Below are 12268 nucleotides of genomic sequence, written 5' to 3' on the forward strand. Positions count from 1 at the left end.
AGCATAGACTGCTTTCATGAAGCATTTACCCTGATTAAGTAATCAAGTGCTGATGCTGTAATGTGTTTTTGTAACATTTGCTTGTTTTTTCGACAAAAAAGGCACCGCAAGGTGCCTTCTTTGATTTGCTGGAACTTAGAACTGGTCTGAGTTCAACGCTTGACTAAATGCCTGATCAACTTCACTGAAATCATTGTGAAGTTCAAATTCAGCAGCTTCCGCTTCCTGACGACGACGCTCTAGGTGATACGCAAGACCTGTACCTGCTGGGATCAAGCGACCCACAACAACGTTTTCTTTCAAGCCACGTAAGTCATCTTCTTTACCTGTTACAGCAGCTTCAGTTAACACGCGTGTTGTTTCCTGGAACGATGCAGCAGAGATGAATGAGTCAGTAGAAAGCGACGCTTTGGTGATACCCATCAATTGACGTTCAAACTTCGCTGGGAACTTGTTCTGAGCCAAGACAGCCTGGTTCTCCTGAACAACGCGGATGTAATCCACTTGCTCGCCCTTGATGAAGCTTGTGTCACCACCATCAGTGATATCAACTTTACGCAACATTTGACGTACAACAACTTCAATGTGCTTATCGTTGATTTTTACACCTTGCAGACGGTAAACGTCCTGAACTTCGTTCACGATGTAGTTGGTCAATGCCACTTCGCCTTTCAAGCGTAAGATGTCATGTGGGTTTTGTGGACCATCAGAAATAGTCTCACCACGGTTGACATGCTCACCTTCGAACACGTTGATTTGACGCCATTTTGGAATCAATTCTTCGTAGATCTCCGAACCATCATCTGGTGTGATCACTAAACGGTTCTTACCTTTGGTCTCTTTACCAAAGCTCACGATACCAGACACTTCTGCCAAGATCGCATGCTCTTTCGGCTTACGTGCTTCGAACAAGTCAGCTACGCGTGGCAGACCACCCGTAATGTCACGGGTACGTGAAGATTCCTGTGGTACACGACCAATAACGTCACCCACACCAATTGTTTCGCCATCACGGACAGTTACAATTGTGTTTTGTGGCAGGAAGTAGAACTGTTCGCCGCCATCGGTTGTATCCAACACGATTGCAGGACGTAAATCTTTACCAGAAGCAGGACGTGCTGTTACAGGCAAGATTTCAACAGTGGTCATACCTGTTGCATCATCAGTCTTAGAGGTTGCAGTTACACCATCAGCGATCTGGCTGAAACGTGCCTTACCTGCAACTTCGGTAACGAGTGGATGTGTATGTGGATCCCAAGTCGCCACGATACCACCAGCTTCCACAGCTTCACCATCTTTCAACAAGATGCTTGCACCGTAAGGAAGTTTATAACGCTCGCGCTCACGTCCCAAGTCATCCGCAATACCAATTTCACCTGAACGTGAAACAGATACCAAGTGACCTTTGGCATGTTGTACAGTTTTCACGTTGTGGAAACGTACAGTACCTTTGTTACGGACTTGAACACTGTTTGCAGCAGAGGTTCGGCTCGCAGCACCACCCACGTGGAACGTACGCATGGTTAACTGTGTACCTGGCTCACCAATTGACTGTGCAGCCATTACACCAACAGATTCACCTGGGTTCACCAAGTGACCACGTGCAAGGTCACGGCCATAACATTTCGCACATACGCCAAATGTAGATTCACACGCAATAACTGAACGAACTTTAACTTCATCGACACCCGCTTCTTCAAGCTGGGCAGCGATTTTCTCGTCAATTAAGGTACCACGTGGAAGAACCACTTCATCATCAGATGCACGACGTACGTCTTCCGCAGTTACACGCCCCAATACACGATCGCGTAATGGTTCAATCACGTCACCACCCTGAATGAATGGTGTCATCACCAGGCCGCCAGCTGTACCACAGTCAGATTCAGTAATAACTAAATCTTGTGCCACGTCTACAAGACGACGGGTCAGGTAACCAGAGTTCGCAGTTTTCAATGCGGTATCGGCCAAACCTTTACGCGCACCGTGTGTCGAGATGAAGTACTGAAGTACAGTCAAACCTTCACGGAAGTTTGCCTTAATTGGTGTCTCAATGATCGAGCCATCTGGTTTCGCCATCAAGCCACGCATACCAGCAAGCTGACGGATCTGCGCCGCACTACCACGGGCACCCGAGTCAGACATCATATAAATTGAGTTGAATGATTTCTGTTTCTCATCTTCACCCTGCTTGTTTTTCACAAGGGTATAAGACAAGTTGTCCATCATCGCTTTCGCAACCTGGTCGTTAGTACGTGCCCAGATATCGACAACCTTGTTATAACGCTCACCCGCAGTTACGAAACCTTGCTCAAACTGTTGTTCAATTTCACGAACTTCAGTTTCTGCCTTGTCAATAATGACCTGTTTGGTTGGCGGAATCAGCATGTCTTCCATACCGACGGACACACCTGAACGCGTCGCTTGACGGAAGCCCAAATACATCAACTGGTCAGCGAAGATAACTGTGTCTTTCAAACCAAGCTTACGATAGCAAGAGTTGATTAACTTCGAGATGTTTTTCTTGGTCATCTCAAGGTTGATCATGTCAAAGCTTAAGCCTTGTGGAACCACTTCCCACAACAGGCAGCGGCCTGGGGTTGTATCAACAATAATGGTCTGCTTTTCACGATGACCATTTTCATCAATCACGGTTTGATGTACACGTACTTTGACACGTGCATGAATATTCACTTTACCTGTCGCCAAGGCACGGTTCACTTCATGCGTATCCGCAAACACCATGCCCTCACCCTTGGCATTTACCGCATCACGGGTGATGTAGTAAAGACCCAGGACCACGTCCTGAGAAGGAACGATGATCGGCTCACCGTTTGCAGGTGACAGGATGTTGTTGGTTGACATCATCAGTGCACGTGCTTCTAACTGTGCTTCCAATGTCAATGGAACGTGTACCGCCATTTGGTCACCATCGAAGTCGGCGTTGAACGCGGCACAAACGAGTGGGTGAAGACGGATTGCCTTACCTTCGATCAGGATCGGTTCAAATGCCTGAAGACCTAGACGGTGAAGTGTTGGCGCACGGTTCAACATGACTGGATGTTGACGAATCACAGAAGCAAGAACGTCCCAAACTTCTGCTGTCTCACGCTCAACCATTTTCTTCGCAGCTTTAATGGTTGTTGCCTGACCAGAGGCTTGTAGTTTCGCGAAAATGAATGGCTTGAACAGTTCAAGTGCCATTTTCTTCGGAAGACCACATTGGTGCAGACGTAAAGTAGGGCCAACGGTAATCACCGAACGACCAGAATAGTCAACACGCTTACCAAGTAAGTTCTGACGGAAACGACCTTGTTTACCCTTGATCATGTCTGCCAAAGATTTCAATGGACGTTTGTTTGAACCTGTAATCGCACGGCCACGACGACCATTATCCAGCAACGCATCTACAGACTCCTGCAACATACGTTTTTCGTTACGTACGATAATGTCTGGCGCTGCAAGGTCAAGAAGACGCTTCAAACGGTTGTTACGGTTGATCACACGACGGTATAGATCGTTCAGGTCTGAAGTCGCGAAACGACCACCTTCAAGTGGTACCAACGGACGTAAGTCTGGTGGAAGTACTGGCAGTACATTCATCACCATCCATTCAGGCTTGTTGTTCGATTCCTTGAAAGCTTCCATCAATTTCAAACGCTTAGACGCTTTTTTAAGTTTCGTCTCAGAGGTTGTTTGAGGAATTTCTTCACGTAAACGTGCAATTTCCGCTTCAAGGTCGATGTCTTTTAACAAATCCTGAACTGCTTCCGCACCCATTTTCGCAGTGAATTCATCACCATGTTCTTCAAGTGCATTGTAGTATTCTTCATCCGTTAAAAGTTGATACTTTTCAAACGGAGTCATACCAGGATCAGTCACTACATAAGATTCGAAATACAATACGCGCTCGATATCACGTAATGTCATATCAAGAAGCAAGCCAATACGGCTCGGTAATGATTTCAGGAACCAGATATGCGCAACTGGAGATGCAAGTTCGATGTGACCCATACGCTCACGACGAACTTTGGCGGTTGTTACCTCAACGCCACATTTTTCACAAATGACACCTTTGTATTTCATACGCTTGTATTTACCACACAAGCATTCATAATCTTTTACTGGACCAAAGATCTTGGCACAGAACAAACCGTCACGTTCAGGTTTAAAAGTACGGTAGTTAATGGTTTCAGGCTTTTTAACTTCACCGTGAGACCATGACTTAATCATCTCTGGTGACGCAAGACCAATACGGATACGGTCAAATTCAACTGGTGTATGACCATCTGAATCCGTTTTCTTACGCATGATATCGAGCAAGTCTTTCAATTTTTTTCTCCGTGTGTCGGGGAGCCAGGCCCACCCGACTGGGTCACAAATATTGTTTTTTAACTGAAAAATCCTCCTTTATAAAAGGAGGGCTTTTCCCCTCTCCGTGAAGAGGGGTTAAGGGAGAGTCTTAGTCACCATTTTTCAGTTCAATGTTGATACCTAAAGAACGGATCTCTTTGGTCAATACGTTGAACGATTCAGGCATACCTGGGTCCATATAATGGTTGCCATCTACAATGTTCTTATAGATGCGGGTACGGCCTTCAACGTCATCCGACTTAACAGTAAGCATCTCCTGAAGGGTATATGCTGCACCGTATGCTTCCAGTGCCCATACTTCCATCTCACCGAAACGCTGACCACCGAACTGTGCCTTACCACCCAGCGGCTGTTGAGTCACAAGTGAGTAAGAGCCCGTTGAACGCGCATGCATCTTGTCATCAACCAAGTGGTTCAATTTGAGCATGTACATGTAACCCACAGTGACAGGACGGTCAAACTGTTCACCTGTACGCCCGTCAAACAATACCGTTTGACCAGAACGTGGCAATTCAGCAAGTTCAAGTAATTCCTTGATCTGACTTTCTTCTGCACCATCAAATACTGGTGTTGCCAAAGGCACACCTGCACGCAGGTTGCCCGCAAGTTTCAAGACTTCTTCATCAGTCAGGCTATCAAGCTCTTCCTGCTCACCACCCACCTTGTTGTAAATCTTGTCAAGGAACACACGCAATTCTGCAACCGCACGTTGCTGTTGCAGCATCTTGTCGATTTGCTCACCCAAACCTTTGGCTGCCATACCCAAGTGAGTCTCAAGAATCTGACCCACGTTCATACGAGATGGTACACCCAATGGATTCAGTACGATGTCAACAGGTACACCATTGATATCATGCGGCATGTCTTCAACAGGCAGGATGTTTGATACAACACCCTTGTTACCATGACGACCCGCCATCTTGTCACCAGGCTGGATACGACGTTTAACTGCAAGGTAAACCTTAACAACTTTCAATACGCCAGTTGTTAACTCATCACCAGTCGAAAGTTTGCGTTTCTTCTCAGCAAACTTCTCATCAATCTCGTAGCTCTTCTCTTTCAGGAATACCTGAATCTGAGTTAAACGTTCAGCAATTGCTTCGTCATTTGGCTGGATTTCAAGTAGATCAACCAGCTCTAAACCAGACAATAGGTCTTCAGAAAGCTTGTCACCACGTTTGGTTGTACCACCACCGTTAGATTCCTGACCTTTCAACAAGCGAACAATACGTTCACGTGCTGCTTCTTCGAAGATTTTGTATTCTTCTTTCAAGTCTTTACGGTATGCATCAAGCTGAGCTTTTTCAATTGCCTGTGCACGTTCATCTTTTTCCAAACCATCACGTGTGAAGACTTGAACATCAATCACTGTACCTTTAGTACCAGACGGAACACGTAAAGATGAATCTTTTACGTCAGCCGCTTTTTCACCAAAGATTGCGCGAAGCAGTTTTTCTTCAGGTGTTAACTGAGTTTCACCTTTAGGCGTTACCTTACCAACAAGGATGTCACCCGCAGTTACTTCAGCACCGATATAAACAATACCTGACTCATCCAGTTTAGACAGTGCAGCCTCACCAACGTTAGGAATATCGGCAGTGATTTCTTCTGCGCCTAACTTGGTATCACGTGCGACACATGACAATTCCTGAATGTGAATCGACGTTAAACGATCTTCTTGAAGTACACGCTCAGAAAGCAGGATCGAGTCTTCATAGTTATAACCGTTCCATGTCATGAACGCGACGCGCATGTTTTGACCAAGCGCAAGTTCCCCCATGTCAGTCGATGGACCATCAGCCAAGATATCACCACGAGCAACTTTGTCGCCCAAATTAACGATGACATTTTGGTTAATACAGGTATTCTGGTTAGAACGGGTATATTTGATCAGGTTGTAGATATCTACACCCGCTTCACCCGCAATCATTTCATCTTCGTTGACACGAATCACGATACGAGATGCATCAACATATTCAATCGCACCACCGCGGTTAGCAATTACACACACACCTGAGTCACGTGCTACGTTTGCTTCCATACCTGTACCAACAAGCGGCTTGTCAGCACGCAATGTAGGAACAGCCTGACGTTGCATGTTCGAACCCATCAAGGCACGGTTCGCGTCATCGTGTTCAAGGAATGGAATCAATGATGCGGCAACTGAAACAACCTGCTGTGCAGAAACGTCCATATGGGTGACGCGCTCAGGCGACATACGTACGAATTCACCTTGATGACGGACAGAAACCATTTCTTCAGTCAGGTTGCCATCTTTATCAACAGCGGAGTCAGCCTGTGCAATGACAGTACCCACTTCTTCAATTGCAGATAGATATTCAACATCATCCGTTACACGGCCATCTACAACTTTACGGTATGGTGTTTCCAGGAAACCAAAGTCGTTTGCTTTCGCATAAACAGAAAGCGAGTTGATCAAACCAATGTTTGGACCTTCAGGCGTTTCAATTGGACAAACACGACCGTAGTGAGTTTGATGTACGTCACGTACTTCAAAGCCCGCACGTTCACGAGTCAAACCACCAGGACCAAGCGCAGATACACGACGTTTGTGTGTAATCTCAGACAATGGGTTGTTTTGGTCCATGAACTGAGACAACTGGCTTGAACCAAAGAATTCCTTGATTGCAGCAGCAACTGGTTTCGCGTTGATTAAGTCTTGTGGAGACAGGTTATCTGTTTCTGCCTGGCTTAAACGCTCTTTAACAGCACGTTCAACACGAACCAGACCCACACGGAACTGGTTCTCTGTCATTTCACCCACAGAACGCACACGACGGTTACCCAAGTGGTCGATATCATCGACTTCACCTTTACCGTTACGGATTTCAACCAATGTACGCAGTACATCAATGATATCTTCGTGCGATAAAATACCTTCAACTTCACGCGACTTCTGATCAGTACCGACTTCGTAAGGACGGCCCAAACGACGGTTGAACTTCATACGACCAACTGGAGAAAGGTCATAACGCTCAGAAGAGAAGAACAGGTTGTTGAATAAGTTTTCAGCGGCTTCTTTCGTTGGTGGCTCGCCTGGACGCATGACTTTATAGATTTCAACCAGCGCTTCTTCACGGCCTGTTGTGGTATCCGCACGCAATGTATCTGCAACAAAAGGACCACGGTCGATGTCGTTGGTGAACAGGATGTTAAACTGCTTCACACCACCTTCAGCAATCTTCACCATGATGTCATGGCTAAGTACAGTATTGGCAGGAATCACATCACCGCTTTTCAGTGTAATGTCTTCAGCAGTAATACGCTCATATAAATATTCATCAGGTACAGAAAGCTTCGCCAGGTTAGCTGCTTCCATTTGACGTACGTGACGTGCATTAATACGTTTACCTTGTTCAACGATTGCTTTGCCATCATTGTCCAAGATATCAAATTGCGCCATTTCACCACGCAGGCGATCTGGAACGAGGTCAATCTGGTAGCTACCCATATCAAGATATACAGGTACTTTTTCATAGAACAAATTCAGGATTTGTTCATTGCTATAATTCAAGGCACGTAAGATCACAGTCGCCAATAATTTACGACGACGGTCAATACGTACGAATACCAAGTCTTTTGCATCAAATTCAAAGTCTAACCATGAACCACGGTAAGGAATGATACGTGCTGAATACAACACTTTACCGCTTGAGTGGGTTTTACCCTTGTCATGGTCAAAGAACACGCCTGGTGAACGGTGTAACTGAGATACGATCACACGCTCAGTACCGTTGATCACGAACGTACCGTTATCGGTCATGAGTGGCATTTCACCCATGTAAACTTCTTGTTCACGAACGTCTTTAATTGATTTCGTTTCACGATCCTTGATGATCAAACGAATCTTTACGCGCATTGGTGCCGCATAAGTTGAACCACGTAAAATACATTCACGTACGTCAAACTCTGGTTTACCAAGGCTATACTCAACAAATTCTAAAGCAGCATTGCCAGAATAACTTTCAATAGGAAAAACTGAACGAAATGCGGCTTGGAGACCGATATCTTCGCGATTTTTTGGAGTTTTGCCGCCTTGTAGGAATGTACGGTACGAATCGACCTGAATCGATAGTAAGTACGGTGCTTCCATTACATGGGGCAATTTACCAAAATTCTTACGGATCCGTTTCTTTTCGGTATATGAGTATGCCATCTGGAGTCCTCGGAAAGTAAACCAATCCCGCCTGCAGAACGGGTTTGGAAAGAATTACGCAGGCCGATATGGCCACCACTGTTTACAAATGCTGCAATTTTTAGTGGTATTAAAACGCTTAACAATATTTTTATAGGCAAAAAAATATTGGTAAGCATTTGATATTTCATCGTTTATCTAAAAAATACGTTCAAAAACCGTAAAACTAACAAAAAACGAGCCGATTATTGTAACGCAAAAAGGCTGATGACCCAAGAGCCATCAGCCATTTTTTGGAGCCGATTATCAAAAATAATCGACTCCCTACAGTATTACTTAAGTGTAACTGTAGCACCAGCTTCTTCAAGCTTCTTCTTAAGCTCTTCGCCTTCTTCTTTAGAAACGCCTTCCTTAAGAACAGCAGGAGCGCCTTCAACAAGATCTTTCGCTTCTTTAAGACCAAGACCAGTTGCTTCACGAACTGCTTTAATTACAGCAACTTTGTTCGCGCCGAAAGAAGTCAACTCAACGTTGAATTCAGTTTGTTCTTCAACAGCAGCAGCAGCGCCTGGAGCAGCAGCAACAGCAACAGCAGCAGCAGATACGTTAAATTTCTCTTCGAAAGCAGAGATTAATTCAACAAGTTCAAGAACAGTTTTTTCAGCAACTGCGTTTAAGATTTCTTCGTTTGTTAAAGCCATGAGAATAACTCCAAATGGATATTGAATGGTGTGAAAATAGGATTAAGCCGCTTCTGACTCGTTTTTCTCTTTGAGTGCCGTAATGAGGCGACCCAATTTCGAAATAGGAGCTTGAAGAACAGACGCGAGCATAGTAAGCGCTTTTTCTTGGTTCGGAAGGTTTGCAATTACGCTAACGTCAGCACCTTGATAAACCTTACCGTCAAATGCGGCAGCTTTAAGTTCAAATGCTTTGTTAGTTTTCGCAAATTCTTCGAACAAGCGTGCAGCTGCACCCATGTCATCTTCAGAAGTGGAGAAACCGAGAATGGTTGGGCCAACAAGGTTGTCATTTAAGATATCGAATTGAGTACCTTCTAATGCGCGCTTAGCCAAAGTGTTACGTACGATACGCGTTGTAACACCCAACTTACGAGCTTCAACACGAAGTTGTGTCAACTGCTCTACGCTTGAACCTTGATAGTTAGCCACAACAACAGAAAACGCCTTAGAAGCAACTTCGCTTACTTCTGCAACGATCTGTTTTTTGCCTTCGATAAGAAGAGCCATTGTAAAACCTCCTAACGGTGATTTATGCACCCATACAGGCACACTCCCAATTCGTAAGCCTTTCGACTTACACGTGGAGGAGGAACAAATCACACCACCACGTCTACTCAGGCTGAATTTTTAAGAAAAGTATCCGAAAACACTTCTCGCCTGAGGTCTTTGACGCTGATAAATATTCATTTACCAATTCAAAGTTTGCTCAGACCCTCTTTCAACAAAAGAGCCCGAGGCTTTAAAATTCTGTCTAATTACTTAGAAACGTTGTTTACGTCAACAGTAAGACCTGGACCCATAGTCGAGCTTAAAGTGATCTTCTTAACGTATACACCTTTAGAAGTTGCAGGTTTTAAACGTTTCAAGTCTGCAATTAAAGTCTCAACGTTTTGACGTACAGCTTCTTCGCTAAAGCCAAGCTGACCAATCGCAGCGTGGATGATACCAGCTTTGTCTACACGGTAACGTGCCTGACCAGATTTGGCATTCTTAACCGCGTTCGCAACGTCAGGCGTTACCGTACCCACTTTAGGGTTTGGCATTAAGCCACGTGGACCAAGAATCGTACCTAGCTTACCTACAACGCGCATTGCATCTGGAGCAGCAATCACCACGTCAAAGTCAAGGTTTCCACCTTGAATACTTTCAGCAAGGTCATCAAAACCAACGATGTCCGCACCAGCTTCTTTCGCAGCTTCAGCAGCAGCGCCCTGAGCAAACACTGCAACACGTACAGTTTTACCAGTACCCGCAGGCAAAGTTGTCGCACCACGAACAACCTGGTCAGATTTACGAGGGTCTACGCCAAGGTTTACAGAGATGTCCAAAGATTCCTTGAACTTCGCAGCTGGAAGGCTGTTAAGAACTTGTACCGCTTCTTCCAAAGTGTAAACTTTGTTTGCTTCAACAGCAGCAGCAATGGCTTTTTGACGTTTAGTTAACTTTGCCATGTCTTATAGCTCCACTTCCAAGCCCATAGAACGTGCAGAACCAGCAATGGTACGCACACGAGCGTCTAAGTCAGCACCAGTTAAGTCTGGTTCTTTAGTAGTCGCGATTTCTTCTAACTGAGCACGGGTCAACTTACCAACCTTGGTTTTGTTCGGTACAGAAGAACCCTTTTGAATACCAGCAGCTTTCTTGAGAAGAATAGATGCAGGTGGAGTTTTCATGATGAAAGTGAACGACTTATCGTTGTACACAGTGATCACGACAGGAATTGGCAAACCAACTTCAAGTTTTTGTGTAGCAGCATTGAATTCTTTACAGAATGCCATGATGTTTACACCACGTTGACCTAAAGCAGGACCAATTGGTGGAGATGGATTCGCTTTACCAGCTGGAACTTGCAGCTTGATATAGCCGTCAATCTTCTTAGCCATTGAAAATTACCTCTGGGTACAGACGCCGCCAGGCTCCCCAAAAAATTAAACAACACCGAAGTGTTAGAACAACAATGCCCGATCAGATCGGGCGCTTATCAACCTACACAGATTAAATCGTTTTTTCGACTTGGCGAAACTCGAGTTCAACCTGGGTTGGTCGATTAAATACATTAATTGTCAACGTTAAACGTGACTTCTCGTATTGTACTTCCTCCACGACCCCTTTAAAGTCAGTGAACGGACCATCAATAACAAGCAATTCTTCACCTGGTTCAAACATCGTCTTAGGACGTGGTGCCTCACCAGTGTTACGTACACGCGCAAGAATCGCATCAGCTTCACGTTGTGAGATCGGTGCTGGCTTTTCTGGTGTACCACCGATAAAACCAAGAACCTTTGGACATTCTTTTACAATGTGCCAAGTATCATCATTCATTTCCATTTCGACCAATACATAGCCTGGAAAGAACTTACGCTCAGACTTACGCTTCTTACCATCCTTCATTTCAACTACTTCTTCAGTAGGAACAAGGACTTCACCAAAGCTATCAGCAACAGTGCTGCGCTGGATTCGGTCATTCAGTGAACGCATCACTTGCTTTTCAAAACCTGAATAGGCATGAATAATATACCAACGTTTCATCGCACTCTTACCCGATAATTAACTTAATAAACCAACCTAACCCGTAATCGAAACACCATAAAACCAATGATGCAACAATCACAACCAAAAGCACTTGCCACGATGTCGTGATCGTCTCTTGTTTTGTTGGCCAGGTCACTCGACGCAGTTCAATTCGCGCATCCTGCAATAAACGCACAAAGCCTTTACCTTGATGGGTGGCGTATAATAAACCTAAAGCGACCACGACACAAGCCAAAATTACCCCAATACGCACCCAAATGTCATTTGCTGGTGCCCAGTAGGCAGGTAAATGCTGATTCACCAATGCTGAACCGATCAATAAGGCAATCGCAATCAACCACAGGACAGCATCCAGCGGAGAACCTGAACCAACAACTTCTACAGCATTATTTCTTTGAGGGATTGGCGCGTCGCTTAATGCGTCACGCGATTTATCATTCGACATTTTTTTACTCGTCGTAGAATT

The 12268-nt window shown here is 45.0% G+C and carries 8 protein-coding genes; all 8 read right to left on the minus strand.

Features of this window, described 5'->3' with window-relative positions; genetic code table 11:
• Window positions 1-135: 135 nt before the first annotated feature.
• The 8 genes from rpoC to secE all read right to left on the minus strand — a co-directional run bounded on the left by rpoC (window position 136) and on the right by secE (window position 12247).
• A complete protein-coding gene (gene rpoC / locus QLH32_RS09395; RefSeq protein ID WP_283266032.1) occupies window positions 136-4329 on the minus strand; it encodes a DNA-directed RNA polymerase subunit beta' in 4194 nt (1397 codons plus the stop codon).
• A 130-nt stretch (window positions 4330-4459) separates the two neighbouring features.
• Window positions 4460-8548, minus strand: a complete 4089-nt coding sequence (gene rpoB / locus QLH32_RS09400) for a DNA-directed RNA polymerase subunit beta (RefSeq protein ID WP_283266033.1) — start codon at window positions 8546-8548, stop codon at window positions 4460-4462.
• A gap of 311 nt (window positions 8549-8859) precedes the next feature.
• The gene (rplL, locus tag QLH32_RS09405; protein ID WP_087543097.1) at window positions 8860-9228 is read right to left on the minus strand and encodes a 50S ribosomal protein L7/L12; all 369 of its coding nucleotides are present in this window, start codon (window positions 9226-9228) and stop codon (window positions 8860-8862) included.
• A 42-nt stretch (window positions 9229-9270) separates the two neighbouring features.
• On the minus strand, window positions 9271-9777 hold the full coding sequence (gene rplJ / locus QLH32_RS09410; protein ID WP_005163057.1) for a 50S ribosomal protein L10: 507 nt from the start codon (window positions 9775-9777) through the stop codon (window positions 9271-9273).
• 248 nt (window positions 9778-10025) lie between these two features.
• Window positions 10026-10721: a 50S ribosomal protein L1 gene (gene rplA, locus QLH32_RS09415; RefSeq protein WP_283266034.1), complete on the minus strand. Its 696-nt coding sequence runs from the start codon at window positions 10719-10721 to the stop codon at window positions 10026-10028.
• A gap of 3 nt (window positions 10722-10724) precedes the next feature.
• The gene (gene rplK / locus QLH32_RS09420) at window positions 10725-11153 is read right to left on the minus strand and encodes a 50S ribosomal protein L11 (protein WP_004637639.1); all 429 of its coding nucleotides are present in this window, start codon (window positions 11151-11153) and stop codon (window positions 10725-10727) included.
• Between the two features lie 112 nt (window positions 11154-11265).
• Window positions 11266-11799 carry a transcription termination/antitermination protein NusG gene (nusG, locus tag QLH32_RS09425; protein ID WP_241335825.1) on the minus strand — a complete coding sequence of 178 codons (534 nt, stop codon included), beginning with the start codon at window positions 11797-11799 and terminating at the stop codon, window positions 11266-11268.
• Window positions 11800-11806: 7 nt separating this feature from the next.
• Window positions 11807-12247, minus strand: a complete 441-nt coding sequence (gene secE / locus QLH32_RS09430) for a preprotein translocase subunit SecE (protein ID WP_267981522.1) — start codon at window positions 12245-12247, stop codon at window positions 11807-11809.
• Between the last annotated feature and the right edge of the window lie 21 nt (window positions 12248-12268).

Origin of the sequence: Acinetobacter corruptisaponis (assembly GCF_030053775.1) — a bacterium.
Taxonomy (GTDB): Bacteria; Pseudomonadota; Gammaproteobacteria; order Pseudomonadales; family Moraxellaceae; genus Acinetobacter; species Acinetobacter corruptisaponis.